At 72.0% G+C, this 15,576-nt stretch carries 16 protein-coding genes; 7 read left to right on the top strand and 9 right to left on the bottom strand.

Features of this window, described 5'->3' with window-relative positions; translation table 11 throughout:
* From ACEPPI_RS36495 to ACEPPI_RS36470, 6 genes are all read right to left on the bottom strand, one after another.
* The coding region (locus ACEPPI_RS36495) for a hypothetical protein (RefSeq protein WP_373919563.1) at nt 1-508 on the bottom strand (508 nt) is incomplete at its 3' end.
* Between the two features lie 273 nt (nt 509-781).
* Nucleotides 782-1,891: a M20 family metallopeptidase gene (locus ACEPPI_RS36490; protein ID WP_373919562.1), complete on the bottom strand. Its 1,110-nt coding sequence runs from the start codon at nt 1,889-1,891 to the stop codon at nt 782-784.
* Nucleotides 1,892-2,321: 430 nt separating this feature from the next.
* Nucleotides 2,322-3,893, bottom strand: a complete 1,572-nt coding sequence (locus tag ACEPPI_RS36485) for an amidase (RefSeq protein WP_373919561.1) — start codon at nt 3,891-3,893, stop codon at nt 2,322-2,324.
* Nucleotides 3,890-5,113, bottom strand: coding sequence for an MAB_1171c family putative transporter (locus ACEPPI_RS36480; protein ID WP_373919560.1), 1,224 nt, complete (start codon nt 5,111-5,113; stop codon nt 3,890-3,892). The genes ACEPPI_RS36485 and ACEPPI_RS36480 overlap by 4 nt, the downstream gene beginning before the upstream one ends.
* 14 nt (nt 5,114-5,127) lie before the next feature.
* Nucleotides 5,128-5,676 (bottom strand): hypothetical protein, encoded by a 549-nt coding sequence (locus ACEPPI_RS36475; protein WP_373919559.1) that lies wholly within the window; start codon nt 5,674-5,676, stop codon nt 5,128-5,130.
* 36 nt (nt 5,677-5,712) lie between these two features.
* Entirely contained in the window at nt 5,713-6,201 is a 489-nt protein-coding gene (locus ACEPPI_RS36470; RefSeq protein WP_373919558.1) for a hypothetical protein, read from the bottom strand.
* Nucleotides 6,202-6,336: 135 nt separating this feature from the next.
* On the opposite strand from ACEPPI_RS36470, the gene ACEPPI_RS36465 reads away from it, so the two are divergent.
* From ACEPPI_RS36465 to ACEPPI_RS36455, 3 genes are all read left to right on the top strand, one after another.
* The gene (locus tag ACEPPI_RS36465; protein WP_373919557.1) at nt 6,337-6,762 is read left to right on the top strand and encodes a tyrosinase family oxidase copper chaperone; all 426 of its coding nucleotides are present in this window, start codon (nt 6,337-6,339) and stop codon (nt 6,760-6,762) included.
* Complete coding sequence (locus ACEPPI_RS36460; RefSeq protein WP_373919556.1) at nt 6,759-7,586, top strand: tyrosinase family protein; 828 nt, start codon at nt 6,759-6,761, stop codon at nt 7,584-7,586. The genes ACEPPI_RS36465 and ACEPPI_RS36460 overlap by 4 nt, the downstream gene beginning before the upstream one ends.
* A 131-nt stretch (nt 7,587-7,717) precedes the next feature.
* The gene (locus ACEPPI_RS36455; RefSeq protein ID WP_373919555.1) at nt 7,718-8,725 is read left to right on the top strand and encodes an alpha/beta hydrolase; all 1,008 of its coding nucleotides are present in this window, start codon (nt 7,718-7,720) and stop codon (nt 8,723-8,725) included.
* 216 nt (nt 8,726-8,941) lie between these two features.
* Here ACEPPI_RS36455 and ACEPPI_RS36450 read toward each other — a convergent pair whose 3' ends face one another.
* Nucleotides 8,942-9,925, bottom strand: coding sequence for a winged helix-turn-helix domain-containing protein (locus ACEPPI_RS36450; protein ID WP_373919553.1), 984 nt, complete (start codon nt 9,923-9,925; stop codon nt 8,942-8,944).
* A 56-nt stretch (nt 9,926-9,981) separates the two neighbouring features.
* Between ACEPPI_RS36450 and ACEPPI_RS36445 the strand changes: the two genes are divergently transcribed.
* Nucleotides 9,982-11,286 (top strand): MFS transporter, encoded by a 1,305-nt coding sequence (locus ACEPPI_RS36445; RefSeq protein WP_373919552.1) that lies wholly within the window; start codon nt 9,982-9,984, stop codon nt 11,284-11,286.
* Between the two features lie 52 nt (nt 11,287-11,338).
* Here the strand turns inward: ACEPPI_RS36445 and glpK are convergent, their stop codons facing one another.
* Nucleotides 11,339-12,856 (bottom strand): glycerol kinase GlpK, encoded by a 1,518-nt coding sequence (glpK, locus tag ACEPPI_RS36440; protein WP_373919551.1) that lies wholly within the window; start codon nt 12,854-12,856, stop codon nt 11,339-11,341.
* An 86-nt stretch (nt 12,857-12,942) separates the two neighbouring features.
* Nucleotides 12,943-13,839, bottom strand: coding sequence for an MIP/aquaporin family protein (locus tag ACEPPI_RS36435; RefSeq protein WP_373919550.1), 897 nt, complete (start codon nt 13,837-13,839; stop codon nt 12,943-12,945).
* A gap of 276 nt (nt 13,840-14,115) precedes the next feature.
* Between ACEPPI_RS36435 and ACEPPI_RS36430 the strand changes: the two genes are divergently transcribed.
* From ACEPPI_RS36430 to ACEPPI_RS36420, 3 genes are all read left to right on the top strand, one after another.
* On the top strand, nt 14,116-14,682 hold the full coding sequence (locus ACEPPI_RS36430) for a TetR/AcrR family transcriptional regulator (protein WP_373919549.1): 567 nt from the start codon (nt 14,116-14,118) through the stop codon (nt 14,680-14,682).
* A 103-nt stretch (nt 14,683-14,785) separates the two neighbouring features.
* The gene (locus ACEPPI_RS36425; protein WP_373919548.1) at nt 14,786-15,262 is read left to right on the top strand and encodes an SRPBCC family protein; all 477 of its coding nucleotides are present in this window, start codon (nt 14,786-14,788) and stop codon (nt 15,260-15,262) included.
* Between the two features lie 82 nt (nt 15,263-15,344).
* Nucleotides 15,345-15,576: carotenoid oxygenase family protein (locus ACEPPI_RS36420; protein WP_373919547.1), on the top strand; the 232-nt coding region annotated here is incomplete at its 3' end.

The raw sequence follows: 15,576 nt of genomic DNA, 5'->3' as shown, positions 1-15,576 counted from the left end.
GCTGGGGGCGGCGGCGCGGGACGGCCTCCGGGGCCGCCTCCGGCGAGGAGAACCCGCCGGCCACGGCCACACGCGCCGGGGCGGTTTCGGCCGGGGGCTGCGTCCGCGGTGCGGGCGCCTGGCCCTGGGCCCGCCCCAGGACGGTGATGTGGTGGATGAGGCGCGCGCAGGCCTGGCAGATTTCGGCGAGCGTCCAGACCTGCCCCACGGCCGGGTTGTGGATGAGGACGAGCAGCGGCGTTCCGGTGCAGGACGCCCGGCTGTCCTCGTGGTAGGAGCAGTCGGCCGCGCGGCAGGCACACGCGGCGTTCGGACGTACGGTGGCCAGCCGGGCGTGCGCCCTGATGTGCTCGGCGGCGAAGCGCCGCATGGCCACGGTGTCCTTGGAACGGGGCGGCATACGGCACGCCCCGGTGCTGCAGGTGACGGAGACGGTGTGGTCCGCGTGGCCGGTCAGGCGGACCGTCCAGGTCCGTCCGGCGACGCGCGATGCGGGCAACATGGTCATAGGGAAACCGTTCGTTCACGAAATGCGGTGGTGTGTGCCCTGGTCGGCGGTCTCGGTGCGGGGCAGGGGATCCGACGCGGCGGGCTCGGCGGGCTCGGCGCGTTGGCGGAGAGCGCGTGTCGAGGTGGCTGTCGCACGTCGTGCAGGGGCACGGGCCGTAGACGGCCTACTGATGTTTTCGCACGTGGGCGGTGGGCTGTCAACGGAGCGACCCCACATCGGCGCAGCGGGCGTCACCCGCCGGGCCGTGTCCGGCGCCCGGAGGTGGCGCGCTCATGCCTCCCGGGAGGCGCGGATCGCCTCGACCAGCCCGGTGACGAGGTGGGCGCGCGGCACCATCGCGTCGACCACCAGGTATTCGTGATCGGCGTGGGCGCCGCCACCGACCGCCCCCAGCCCGTCGAGGGTGGGTACGCCCAGTGCCGCCGTGAAGTTGCCGTCGCTGCCGCCGCCGACGGCCTTGCCCTCGATGCCCGGCTGGAGGCGCCGGGCCACCTCGAAGAGTTCCGCCGAGGCCGATTCCGGCATCGGGGGCCGGCCCACGGCGCCCCGGACCGAGATCCGGGCCTCGTCCAGGTGCGGAACCAGCGCGGCGAACGCCGACTCGATCCGCTCCTTCTCCGCGTCCGACTCGACCCGTACGTCGACGATCACGTTCGCCTCCGCCGGAACCACGTTGTCCAGGGTCCCGGCCGAGGCCACGGTCGGCGTCACGGTCGTCCCGGCCTCCGGCCGGTTCAGCGCGGCGATGTCCAGTACCTGGTGGGCAGCCTCGACCAGCGCGTTCACCCCGGCGGCGGGCTCCAGCCCGGCGTGCGAGGCCCGGCCGGTGATGGACACCCGGAAGGTGCCGCACCCCTTGCGGCCCGTCTTGAGTCCCCCGCCGTCGGCCGCGCCCTCGAACACCAGCACCGCACCGCAGGCGCGGGCCCGCTCCTCGATCAGCGCGCGGGAGGATCCGGAACCTACCTCTTCGTCGGCGGTCACCAGGATCTCCACGCCCGACAGGTCCTCCAGCGCGGCCAGTCCGTGCACGGCCTGCACCAGTCCGCCGAGCATGTCGAAGACACCGGGGCCCGTCGCGTGCCCGTCCGCCACGCGGAACGGCCTCCGCTCCAGCGTGCCCAGCGGGAACACAGTGTCGTGGTGGCCGAGGATCAGCACCCGGGGATCGCCGCCGCCGGACCAGTGCACATGCGGCCCGGCCTCGCTCTCCACCAGGACGGCCCGCCCGCCCAGCCGGCCCTCGATGACCTCCGCCACCGTCTTGGCCGACGCGCCCAAGGCGTCGAGATCACGCGACGGCGACTCGACCTCGACCAGCGTCCGCAAGTCGTCGAGCATCGAGTCGACCCGCACGTCGACGCTCCTGTGCATCCTCATGCCCCAAGGATACGTGGCGCGCCCCGGCCGGGCGGACCTGCCCCTGACGGGTGTCGCGGCGCCGACGGCCTCGTGCCGCACACTGCTCGAACGCGCCTCGCAGCCCCGGACGGAGCAGTCCTGACAGGGCGTGGCCCGGCCCCGTTCCACGGCCGTCGAGACGGTCGTCGGCGCGGCCGTCGGCGCGGTTCGTGGAACCTACGGAGGGGACTGCCTCCCACCATCGGGACGCGGGGTACTAGGATGATGATCGTTGGGCCCGGATACCGCATCCCCCGTCGGTATCCGGGCCCTTCATGTCTTGGCGGGGCCGACGGCCCGGCGGAGGGCAGCACGGAGGGGCCCCGGGAGAACCCGGGGCCCCTCCGTCGTGCGGGCTCGTCCCGCCCCACCCCCGTGGGGGCAGAACGAGCCCGGTCTCGGGGCCCGCTCAGCCGGTGAAGGCGGGCGGACGCACGGGATCGGGCAGCCGGCGGGCCAACTGCCCGGCGAGGGCGACGACCGTGCGGTCGGCCAGGTAGGGGCCGATGATCTGCACGGCGAGCGGCAGCCCTTCGGCGGTCCGGCCCGCGGGCATGACCAGGGCCGGGAGCGAGACGTGGCCGGCCAGGTTCAGCCAGGCCGTCTGGTCGAAGTACGGGCGCCTCACGCCGTCGACGGTGATGTACCGGCCCGGGACGGGCGTGTCCGTCTGGTCGTCGACGGCGGCCGTCGGCGCGGCCGGGGTGATCAGGAGGTCGTGGGTGGCGAAGTATCCGGCCCAGCGCCCGCGCAGTTCCTCGCGTTCCTCGTTCGCGCGCAGCCAGTCCCGGTGCCGCATGGTCCGCGAGTGCAGGAAGAGCCCTGCGGGGTCGTCGGCGGGGATCTTGTCGGCGGCCGCGACGTCCTCGGCGAATCCGGCGTCGGGGGCTGTGGCGCTCGCCGTGGCGTACATGAGGCGCTGGAACAGCCGGTCGCTGCCGGCGAGGTCCACCGGCCGGGTGGTGTCGTCGACGGTGGCCCCGGCGGACCGCAGGAGTGCGGCGACCCGTTCCATGAGCCCCCGGGTGTCCGCGTCGACGTGGCAGTACGGATCGTCCTGCCACAGGCCGACGCGGTACTCCGGGAGACGGCTCCGCCGAGGCGCCGGGAGGTCGATCCGCCAGGCCGGGGCGTCGGCCGGTGAGGGGGCGGCGAGGACGTCGAGGAGGAGGTCCAGGTCCTCGGCGTCGCGCGCGATCGGCCCGAGGGTGAGCATGTCGGAGCTGGTGAGCCAGCCGGGCGGACGCGGGATGTGTCCGCGGGTGGGAACGATGCCACCGCTGGGCCGCAGCGCGTAGACGCCGCAGTAGGCGGCCGGCAGGCGGAGCGAGCCCGCGAGGTCGGAGCCGACTTCGAGGCTGGTCAGGCCCGCGGCGACGGCGACGGCCGGACCGCCCGAGGAGCCGCCCGCGGTCTTCGCGGCGTCGTGGGGGTTGCGGGTCCTGCCGAAGAGGGGGTTCGAGGTCTGCAGGTCCTGGCACATCACGGGGACGTTCGTCTTGCCGACGATGACGGCGCCGGCGGCGCGCAGGCGCGCCACGGTGTCGGCGTCCCGGTCGGGTACGTGGTCGGAGAGGTCCGGGGAACCGCAGGTGGTGCGGAGCCCCTTGGTCTCCAGGGCGTCCTTGAGGGTGATGGGCAGGCCGTGGAGGGCGCCGAGCGGTTTGCCGGTCGCGGCGAGGTGGCGGTCGGCCGCGTCGGCCGCCGCGCGGGCTCCGTCGGCGTCGAGGGTGACGACGGCGCCCAGGCCGGGGTTGGTCCGGTCGATGTGCGCGAGGGTCTGCTCCAGCAGGGCCCGGCTGGTGACGGTGCGCCGGCGCAGCGCGCCGAGCTGTTCACGGGCGGGCGCGAGGTGCAGGTCCGCACGCGGGGGGCGGGAGGCGCCACCGGCGCGGTTGCGCGCGGCCGCGGGTGTGGAGGCCATCGCCGCCGCCGCGGCGACGGCCGTGCAGGCGACGATCAGAGTGCGGCGGAGGATCACGAGCGGGCTCCTGAGGTGATGCCGCGGGAGGCGGAGGCGTCGCGGCGCTCGGGCGTGGGCGGGGTGAAGTAGGAGGCGACGCGCTGGAGGTGGAGCAGCTCGTCCTCGGTGGTGGCGAGGGGCAGTGCGGCGTCGGCGTACTCGGCGGGTGTGGCGACGGGGTCGTCGGCCCGGTGGCGGACGAGGGCGGCGTGGATCTGGTCGGCGGTGACGGCCGCGACGAGTTCGGCGCCGGAGAGGCCTTCGGCGCGGCGGCGGTCCTCGGCGTGTTCCCGGGCCGCCGGGTCGAGGTAGCGGCGCATCAGTTTCTGGCCCTGGCGGATCTCGACGCGGCGGCGCAGCAGGGGGAAGTGGGCGCTGCGGCCCCGCAGGACGTCCTGGCGCTGGCGGGCGGGGCGGCGCAGGGTGATGCCGGGGTCGGCCTGGTCGAGGGCGGTCCAGAGGGGGGCCAGGCGTCGGTGGCGCAGGTGTGTGGCGCTCCAGTCGAGCGCGCTGGTGGTGCGCCGCACGACGGTGGGGATGAGGTAGCCGATCTGGGTGAGGGTGGCGCCGATGTCCCCGCAGGCCCAGGCGAATCCGTTGAGCCCGGCGACGCTGAATCCGGTGTCGGCCCCGACCACGGCGGCGATGCGGATGCCGCTGTAGCCGAGGGTGATGACCGCGCCGACGGCGACGAGGCGCAGGCTGAAGGCGATGGAGCGGTCGGTGGCGGTGCGCGCGTACTTCCAGCAGGAAAGGGCGAGGTAGGTCTCGGCGACGCTGTACATGCCGAAGTAGAGGAGGACGTACGCCTGGAAGACCGGGTCGTGGGCGTAGTAGAGGGAGAAGTCGGTGGGCCGGATGGTTGCCGGGGTGAGCAGCGCGAACAGCACGGCCATGGTGGCGATGACGGCACCTGCGGCGAGCAGCAGGTGGCGGCTGCGGCGACGGGCCTCGTCGAGCGGCTTGGACCAGTGGGCCAGGACGGTGGCCTGGAGCGCGAGGACGAGCATGACGAAGCCCTGGGCGATCGGCACCACGATGTTGGGGACGCCGAGGAGGCCGTCGATCCGCACCCAGACGGGGGTGAGGGAGACGGCGTAGCTGAGGGCGGAGAAGCCGTAGGTGAAGGCCAGGGCGACGAGCGCCGGGTCGCGGCGGCTCCGCCGCAGGTCGCGGAAGAGGATCAGGAAGCCCGTACCGGCGATGGCCAGGCACAGGGGGTGAAGTACGTCTTTCACGGGTCCCTATTCGGTCAGCGCAGCAGCGTGCGGGCTATGGGGTCGGCTTCCGGGGTGTCCGCGACGCGTACGGGGTGGGCGAGGCGCTCCTGGAGGAGGGAGCCCAGCAGTTCGGCTTCGAACTCCTGCGGCTCGTTGTAGCGGGTGCGGCCGAGGACGAGTTGGACGGTGGCGGGGTCGATGTCGGTGATGAGTCCGCCGAGGTTGCCCGCGGCGAGGGGGGTGTCCCCGCGGTGGCGTCCCAGCATGTGGCCGAACTCGTGGCCGACGATGATCTCGGCGTGGGCACGGCTGATGGCGGTGTCGTAGAAGACGTAGTCCGTGTCGCCGGTGGCGAGCCACAGGCCGCACGGGGCGGAGGCGTCGAGCGAGTCGGGGTCGGCCGGGTCCGAGGCGAACGGCATCAGCTTGATCGAGCGGTCGAAGCGTTCTTCCATGAACGGGACGAGGTCCAGGACGCTGTCGACCGCGGGAAGGTCGAGACCGTTCACGAACGTGCGGTTGCGGCGCTCGACCTCGTCGGCCTCGCGGTCGGCCGTGCGCTTACGACGCCTGGGCCACATGGGGCTTCCCCTTCCCGTGCGGGCGGTGGACGCTGGTCACGGCAGGTCCCTTTCGGGATCGGCGGGCAGACCTTCCTCTTTCCGTACGGCTTCGAGGGCCGCCAGCACCTTGCGCTGGCCGGCGGCGGAGACGCCCATCGCGCGCAGGGCGATCTGCTCGACTCCGTTCTCCTTCAGTCTGCGCAGGATCTCGAACTGCGTGGTGATCCTGCGGGTGACCTCGTCCTCGACGAAGTAGGAGGCCTCCACACCGAAGAAGCGGGCGAGCAGGGGCACCATGGTGATGGTGGGGGTCCGCTTGCCCGCACGCAGGTAGCTGATGTGCGAGCGGGTGTAACTGTCCTCGCCGTAGGACGAGATGGTGCGGGCCACGTGGGCGTTGGTGTACTCCTCCGCCCCCGGCGGGCGGACCCGGTCGAAGAGGAAGTTGAGGCGGTCGCTGAAGGGTGCCCCGGGGCCCGGAACCGGTACCCGGCCCGATCGTCTCGTGTCCGGTCCATCGGGACTGCCGTCTGAGTCCGCCACTGCGTACCGCTCCCTTTCATCAGGCGTAACTATAGTTGACGCCCGTTGCGCGTAACTATAGTTGACGCTCCGGGATCCCGGAGCAGGCGGGGGCGCCGCGCGGTCGCTCGCGGACTTCTGATACCTCTACGGGCCATGAATACGATCACCCGAAGACAAGCCTTCGGCATCGCCATCGGCGCTGCCACGGCCGTGGGGCTGACGGCCTGTGACAAGGCGGGCTCCGGCGCCGCCTCGGCGAGCGCCTCCCCGAACGCCAAGGCCTCCGGCCCGGCGCTCTCCATACCCGCCGGCGGCATCGACGAGGTCTTCGAGGGCCGCCGCATCCAGATCACCCTGGACCCGGGCGCCCATCACGACGGCCAGCACATGCCGGGAATGCCGACCATCAAGATCGACGGCAAAGAGCTGCACCTCATGCGCAACGCCGACAACAGCTGGGTCACCGTGGTCAACCACTACGAGACCTTCGCCGATCCCATCTCGGCCGCCAAGGCCGCCGTGCGCGACCTCCAGGGCGCGAACCTGATCCCCTTCACCCCGAAGGGAGAGGCCCTGTGACCGTCCGCAAGAGCCAGTCGAAGCTGACCGCCGAGGAGAAGCGCGCCTTCACCAACGCGCTCCTCGAACTCAAGCGCACCGGCGTCTACGACCGCTACGTGAACGCCCACAACAGCTTCCTGATGAACGACAGCGACTTCGGCGACCGGGTCGGTCACCGCGCCCCCTCGTTCCTCCCCTGGCACCGCCGCTTCCTGCTCGACTTCGAGTCGGCCCTGCAGAAGGTGGACCCGAAGGTCTCGCTGCCGTACTGGGACTGGACCGTGGACCGCACGGCGTCCTCCTCCCTGTGGGCCGCCGACTTCCTCGGCGGCACCAACCGGGCCCGCGACGGGCAGGTGCTCGACGGGCCCTTCGCGTACGCGGGGGGCAAGTGGGCCATCACGGTCGGCGTGGACGCGCGCACGTACCTGCGGCGCACCCTCGGCTCGGGCGGCGCCCAGCTGCCGACCAAGGACGAGGTCAACTCGGTGCTCGCCATGCCGACGTACGACTCGGCGCCGTGGAACAGCACCTCGGGCGGGTTCCGCAACCACCTGGAGGGCTGGCGCGGCCCGGGTCTGCACAACAAGGTGCACGTGTGGGTGGGCGGGCACATGGCCAGCGCGGCGTCGCCGAACGACCCGGTGTTCTGGATGCACCACGCCTTCATCGACATGCTGTGGTCCGAGTGGCAGCGCCGGAACCCCAAGTCCGCGTACCTGCCCGCCTCCCCCACGGCGAACGTGGTGGACTTCCACGGCAAGCTGCGGCCGTGGAACGACGTGACCCCGGCTGACCTGATGGACCACCGCAAGTTCTACACCTTCGACACCGAGCGGTAGTGCGCCGCGGGGGGCCCGCGTGGTGTTTATGACCCCGCGCCCCGCGGGCCGGGGGGAACCACCCGGTGCGAAATCGACTCTTCCTACCCGATTGTAGTTTTGGTGATGTTTGACGGGTTTGGAGTCATCGAGTGAAATCCCGGTCCACGTTCCTGCTGCCTGTCGCCCTCCTGGCCTCCTCCGTGCTGGTGGCCGGCTGCTCCAGCGGCCCCTCGGAGGCCTCGTTCGACGGCAAGGCTCCGGCCAAGGACTCCAAGGGCGGGCAGAGCGGGGCGCCGCAGGTACCCTCCAACGTCCAGATGCCGACGAACGTCCGCAAGTGGAACCTCCAGCGCGAGCTGAGTGACGGCACCCAGGTCATGTGGACCACGCTCAAGGGCCCGAAGTCCGGCTTCGAGGGCCGGGTGTGGGCCTGGGTGCCCAAGCAGTACAAGGAGAAGAAGTACGAGAACAGCGCGTTCCCGGTGCTGACGGCGCTGCCGGGCGCCTCGGGCTATCCCACGAACTACTGGTTCGGGGCCGACTTCAAACTCCAGGAGCGGATCGCGCAGCAGGTCGAGGCGGGCAAGTCGCTGCCGTTCATCGTGATGATGCCGGTCCTGAACGCCAAGCTGGACCAGTACTGGGACGGCAGCGACATCCCCGGGCAGCCGAAGATGGGCACCTGGATGTCCGACGACGTGCCGGATCTGGCGCGCGAGAACTTCCGCACCTACAAGGACCCCAAGGGGTGGGGCTTCTTCGGCTCCTCGGCGGGCGGTTACGTCGGCATGAAGATGGTCCTGCAGTACCCGGACCGGTTCAGCACGGCGGTCGCGGGCGGGCCCGACACCGCGCCCGATTCGCCGTTCTGGAAGGACCACGAGCCGGAGCGGCTCGCCAACGACCCCGGCCGGCTCGCGGAGCAGCTCGCCAAGAAGGGCGGCCCGAAGGTCCACATCTCCTTCCTGCTCGGCGACAAGGAGGAGGGGGCGAAGGTGAAGGCCTTCAAGGAGAAGATCGGCAAGGGTCCCGTCGAGACGGACCTGCACATCATCCCCAACGCCGGGCACGACGGCTACAAGTACGCCGACGGCCTGTTCCAGGGACCCCTGGAGTGGATCAGCAAGCGCATGATCGGGCCGGTTCCCGGCGCCTGACCCGCCGCCGGGGCCGACGGGTGCGGGGCGGCGGCAAGAAGGGCGTGTACCGCCTGGGGTTCGACGACGGCTCCACCGCCGTCGTCTACCTCTGGGACGAGGCCGAGAACTAACCTGGAAGCCCTGCTCGACCGCGATCCGCGCCGCGCGGATACGGCCCTCGCCCTGCTGCCCGCGGACGGCCGCTGAGCCTGCCGACCGCGAACCGTCCGGGGTTCAGCCGCCGAAGCCGGTCAGCTGATCGCCCAGGAGGCTGCGGCGGTACAGGACGTGCCGCCCGTCGCGCGCCCGGGTCACGAGTCCGGTCGCGTACAGCACCCGCAGGTGCTGCGACACCGCACTCGGGGTGACCCCGGTGCGGCGGGCGATCTCGACCGTGGGGAGCGGCGCGTCGAGCAGACCCAGCAGCCGGGTCCGGGACGCGCCGAGCAGGGACACGAGGGCGGAGGGGTCGGGGAGGGGCGCCGGGGCCCACAGGGTCGCCAGCCCGCGGCTCGGGTACGACATCATGGGCGCCTCGTCCGCGCCGACCGGTGGGGCGGGTTTGTGCGCGAACACGGACGGTACGAGCAGCAGCCCCCGGCCGCAGGCCCGGGCGTGGTACCGGCTGACCATCTGACCGATGTGCAGCACGCCGTCGTGCCAGCGCAGGTTCGGGTGCATGTCGGCGAACAGCAGGCGGGCGCCGCCCACGGCCAGTTGCCGCGCGCGATACGTCATGTCGGCCTCCAGCAGCAGCCGCATCCGCGGCCACATCGGCTCGACGGCGACCTCCCAGTACCGCCGCAGGAGGTCGCACAGGGCGTCGCGGAGCGCGAGGACGGATGCGTCGTCGGCTGCACGGGCGGCGCGCAGCGCGTCGGGGAGCGGGTCCGGGGCGTGCGTGGCCAGCAGGTCGCGCCGGACCGTGGCGGCGGCGGTCCGGCCCACGACGGCCAGTTCGTCCTCGAAGGCCGGATCGAAGCACGCGGGACGCGGCGTGAGGAAGTCGGGCAGTGTGCGCCGCGACGCGACCAGGGACATCAGCAGGCCGGTGTCGAGCCCGCCGAGCCGGCCGAGGACGGTGCGGCGCCACGGGAGGTGCAGCGCGGACAGTCCCGGGTCGCGCAGCACCCGGAGGCTGAGCACGGTCTCGTGGAGGGGTGAGACCGCGAACCGCGTGTCCGCCAGGTCCTCGACGCCCAGTTCGTAGCTGATCATCAAGCGATACGCTACATCGATTGGCGCGCGGGCCCCCGTGCCGTGGACTTCCCCGCATGACACCTCCGACTCCCGCACGGGAACCGGCGATCGTCGCCGAGGGGGCCGCCGCGCCGCGGCCCACGGGTGACGGGACCACCCCCCTGGGTCCCCGCACGGTGCTGCTCCTGGCCCTGACCTGCGCCGTCGGCGTGGGCAACGTCTACTTCCCGCAGGCGATCACCCCGCTCGTCGCCGCCGGTCTCGGTACGACGCCCGATGCCGCGACGCTGGTGGTGACCGCCACGCAGATCGGTTACACGGCCGGGATCCTCCTGCTGGTGCCGCTCGGCGACCGGATCCCGTACCGGCGCCTCCTCGTCACCCTGCTGCTCCTCGCGGGGCTCGGCCTCCTCGCCGCGGGCTGCGCCCCCGCCCTGCCGGCCCTCGTCGCGGCCGCCGCGTGCGTCGGCGTCACCACGGTGGCCGCCCAGCTGATCGCCCCGCTGGCCGCGGGGATGGTGGCCCCCGATCGCCGCGGGGCCGTGATGGGCACCCTGCTGAGCGGGTCGATCGGCGGAATGCTGCTGGCCCGTACGTTCAGCGGCACGCTCGGCGAACGGCTGGGCTGGCGGGCCCCGTACCTGGTGGCGGCGGTGGTGGTGCTGCTGCTCGCCGTCGTCCTCGCCCGCGCCCTGCCGGTCACCGCCCCGCCGCCGCCCCGGCCGTACCTGTCACTTCTGGCGGAGTCCTTGCGCCTGTTGCGCACCGAGCCGCAGCTGCGCCGTTCCTGCCTCTACCAGGCGACCGTCTTCGGTGGTTTCTCCGCCGTCTGGACCTGTCTGGCCCTCCTCCTCGCCGGTCCCGCCTACGGTCTGGGCGGGCAGGCGGTGGGAATGCTCGCCCTGGTCGGGGCGGTGACCATGTTCTGCACTCCGCTCGCCGGGCGTCTGGTGGACCGCGGGGGGCCCGATCCCGTGAACCTGGTCTGCCTGCTCGGGGTCCTCGTCGCGGCCGCGGTCCTCACGGCGGGCGCCCTGGGCGGGACGGCGGGGGCGGCCGCGCTGGTCGTGGGCACGTTGCTGTTGGACGTCGCGATGCAGTGCGGGACGGTCGCCAACCAGGCCCGGGTCTTCGCCCTGTGTCCCGACGCCCGCAGCAGGCTCAACACCGCGTACATGACCTGCGCCTACCTGGGCGGCAGTGTCGGCTCGTGGGCCGGGGTGCGGATCCACGACCGGACCGGCTGGCCGGGCGTGTGCGCGCTCGTGGCCTTCTTCGCCGCCCTCGCCCTCGCCCGCCACCTGGTGGCGCTGTACGGGCGCCCGCCCGGGGCGGGCGCCCGGGGGGTGCGGGTGCCGGGGGCCGGCGGACGGGGATGACGGCGGGTCGTCGGCCGGACCGGCGGTTCCGGCCGTGCCCGCTCCCCGGCGGCTATTCGACGGTCGCCCAGTCCAGGGTCCGCGCGACCGCCTTCTTCCAGCCCTCGTAGCCTTCGGCCCGCTGCTCCTCGGACCACTGGGGCTCCCACCGCTTGGACTCCTGCCAGTGCGTGCGGAGCTCGTCGGTGTCCTGCCAGAATCCGGTGGCCAGTCCGGCCGCGTACGCGGCGCCGAGGGCCGTGGTCTCGGCGACGACGGGGCGGCTGACGGGTACTCCGAGGACGTCCGCCTGGATCTGCATGCACAGGTCGTTGGCCGTGACCCCGCCGTCGACCTTGAGCACGTCCAGGTGTACCCCGGAGTCCTGTTCCATGGCCTCCACGACGTCGCGGCTCTGATAGCAGATGGCTTCCAGGGTGGCGCGCGCCAGGTGCCCGTTGTTGTTGTAGCGGGCGAGGCCGACGATGGCGCCGCGGGCGTCGGAGCGCCAGTAGGGCGCGAACAGGCCCGAGAAGGCCGGCACGAAGTACATGCCGCCGTTGTCCTCGACCGTACGGGCCAGGCGCTCGCTCTCCGCGGCATCGGTGATGATCTTCATCTGGTCGCGCAGCCACTGCACGGCCGAGCCGGTGACGGCGATGGAGCCCTCCAGGGCGTACACCGCGGGCTCGTCGCCGAAGCGGTAGGCCACGGTGGTGAGCAGGCCGTGCCGGGAACGGACCAGTTCGTTGCCCGTGTTGAGCACGAGGAAGTTGCCGGTGCCGTAGGTGTTCTTGGCCTCACCGGGCGCGTAGCAGACCTGCCCGACGGTGGCCGCCTGCTGGTCGCCGAGCACGCCCGTGATCGGGATCGCCGCCCGCAGGGGACGGGAGCTGCGCGTGACGCCGAAGGCGGTGGGGTGCGAGGAGGAGTGGATGGCGGGGAGCATCGCGCGCGGGATCCCGAAGAAGCCGAGGAGTTCGTCGTCCCAGTCCAGGCTCTCCAGGTCCATCAGCATGGTCCGGCTGGCGTTGGTGACGTCGGTGGCGTGGACGCCTCCGTCGGGGCCTCCCGTGAGGTTCCACAGTACCCAGCAGTCGGTGTTGCCGAAGAGCGCGTGTCCTTGTTCGGCGGCCTCGCGTACGCCGTCCACGTTCTCCAGGATCCACTGGATCTTCCCGCCGGAGAAGTAGGTGGCCGGTGGCAGGCCGGCCTTGCGCCGGATGATGTCGCCTCGGCCCGAGCGGTCGAGCGCCGCCGCGATCGAGTCGGTGCGGGTGTCCTGCCAGACGATGGCGTTGTAGTACGGGCGGCCGTTGCGGGGGTCCCAGACGACGGTCGTCTCGCGCTGGTTGGTGATGCCGATGGCCGCCAAATCGGCCGGGGAGAGGCCGCCGTGCCGGAGCGCGTTCTGGATCACCGAGTTGGTGCGCTCCCATATCTCCACCGGGTCGTGCTCGACCCATCCCGACCTGGGAAGGATCTGTGCGTGCTCCAGCTGGTGCTTCGCAACCTCGTTGCCCGCATGATCGAAGATCATGAACCGGGTGCTCGTGGTGCCTTGGTCCACCGCGCCGACGAAGTCCGCCATGATGGTGCCGCCTCTCTTCGGGGGAGAGCCCGTCCCGCGCCGGGGCGGTGTCGCCGCCCCGCCACGGGATGACGCAGGGCTGCGGGTCAGGATCCGGAGGTCGGGATGGTGCCCTCCGGCCCGGGGTCGAGATCGGGATCGGGATCGGCGGTCGGGATGACCCCCTCGGGCTCGGCCTCGGCGGTCGGCAGGAACTGGCCGATGAAGAACTTGTACAGAGCCGCTCCGATCAGGCCTCCGACGAGCGGGCCGACGATGGGCACCCAGAAGTAGAAGTTCCCGTACTGATCTCGCCAGGCCCCTCCGTATCCGGTGAGGAAGCTGGCGAGCCGCGGACCGAAGTCACGGGCCGGGTTGATCGCGTACCCCGCGGCCGTGCCCCAGGCCATGCCGATCGCGACGATGATCAGGCCCACGATGAACGGCGCCAGGTTGGCCCCGGGCGGGTTGTTGAGCAGGTCCGTGACCGCGAGGATGAGCAGCAGCAGGAGCGCCGTACCGATGATCTGGTCCCGTAGCGCGCCCCATTCGGTGATCGGCAGGTTCGTGTTGCCGTTCGCCGGGAGCGTGGAGAAGACGCCCTGCGACTTGATGGTGTGGCCGGGGTCGTACTTGGCCAGCGCCTCGGTGTAGTTCCACCGCACGATGAGGGCGGCCACGAACGCGCCGGCCACCTGCGCCAGCACGTAGGGCGCCACCTTTTTCCACGGGAAACCCTTGAAGCTCGCCAGCGCGACGGTGACCGCCGGATTGAGGTGGGCGCCGCTCATGCGCCCCGCGACGTAGACGCCGAGGGTGACGGCGAGGCCCCAGGCCCACGCGATGCTGTCGTGGTTTCCGAGGCCCCCGGGCGGGGTGGTGAGTCCGCCGCCCGCGACCACTTGGGCCACGACGCCACAGCCGAAGAGGATGAGGACCATGGTGCCGGCGAATTCGGCGGACACCTCGCCCACCAGCCCCGATGCCTTGAGACGATCAACCATGTGAGCCTGCTTCCTTGCCGGCGGAGACCGGCTGTCACATCGGCCCGTCGGTGCCGCCGCCAGCCGCGGGGCCCCGGCGATCGAACTCGTGCGGAGGCTCGGCGCCCGTCGTGGCACACGCATGGTGCGCGGGGACGGACGGTGGGAAGAATCTCCGCACATGCCGCATACCCGGTTGTATCGATCTAATCACTTGATCAGCGGGGCTGCTCCTTGTGACCCCCACGGGCAGCGCGGGGGTTGACACCCCAAAAGTGTGAGTGATTGAGTACTCACATGCAACCGGAACGCCAACGCCAGCTGTCCACCGCGGAGGAACGCCGCGAGACGGTGCTGCGCACCGCCATCGGAGCGTTCGCCGCGCGCGGGTACTTCGGCACCACGACCACGGAGGTCGCCAAGGCCGCCGGGATCTCGCAGGCGTACGTCTACCGGCTCTTCCCCAACAAGGAAGCCTTGTTCGTGGCGGTCGTCGACCACTGCTTCGTACGGGTACGGGCCAGCCTGGAGGCCGGCGCGGCCGGTGCGCGGGGCAGCTCGCCGGAGGCCGTGCTCTCCGCGATGGGCGACGCCTACGCCCATCTGATCAGCGACAAGGACCTGATGCTGGTCCAGCTGCACGCACAGGCCGCCGCGGTCTCCGAGCCCGCCGTCCGCGAGGCCGTGCGGGCCGGTTACGCCCGCACGGTCGAGTACGTACGGGGGGCCTCCGGCGGCGACGACCGCCAGGTCCAGGAGTTCTTCGCCGTCGGGATGCTCTGCCATCTGGTGGTGTCGATGGACGCCGGGGCGGTCGACGCGCCCTGGACCCGCACCCTGACCGCCGGCATCCGGCACTACTGACAGCCCGCTCCCCCGGACGGCGGCCCGCCGGAAGCCGGGTCGCCGTTTTCACGGCGCAATGAGTGAGTGGTTAACCACACATACAGAAGGAGCGTCACCCGTCATGAGCACCCAGCGCACCGAACAGCCCGAGCACACCCCCTGCGTGACGATCGACGAGAGCGCGCCGGCGGTCGTACGGCTGTCGACCACCGTCAACGCCCCGCTCGACACCGTCTGGCGGCTGCACACCGACGTCGACGCCTGGCCCGACTGGAACCCGGACGTCACGCGAGCCGCCCTGGACGGTCCCCTCGCCCCCGGCGCCACCTTCCGCTGGCTCACCCACGGGCTCGACATCACCTCCACCGTCCTGCAGTTGGTGCCCGGCGCCCGCATCGTCTGGGGCGGTCCGGCCCAGGGGATCGAGGGCGTGCACGTGTGGACCTTCGAGGAGGCGGACGGCGCCGTCACGGTCCGCACGCAGGAGTCCTGGTCCGGGGCGCCCGTGGAGGCCTCGCCCGAGCTGCTGGAACAGGCCCTCCGCGACTCGCTGGAGCAGTGGCTCGCCCGGCTGAAGGAGCGTGCCGAGCGCGGGTGACCACACCCCGCACGCCGCCCCGTCCCGCACCGCACCTCCGTTCCGTACCGCCACCCCACCGTCGAGATCCGAGGTCCTCACGATGACCAGCAAGCCGTACCTGACCGGCCACTACACCCCCGTCGCCGACGAGCTGACCGCCACCGGCCTCGCCGTCGAGGGAACCCTGCCGCCCGAGCTCACCGGCCGCCTGATCCGCAACAGCCACAACCCGAAGCCCGGGATCACGCCCACCCACTGGTTCAAGGGCAGCGGCATGGTCCACGGCATCCGGCTGCGCGACGGGCGCGCCGAGTGGTACCGCAACCGCTGGG

Source organism: Streptomyces sp. AB3(2024) (assembly GCF_041862025.1).
Classification (GTDB): Bacteria; Actinomycetota; Actinomycetes; order Streptomycetales; family Streptomycetaceae; genus Streptomyces.
This window is presented reverse-complemented; position numbering and strand designations above follow the sequence as displayed.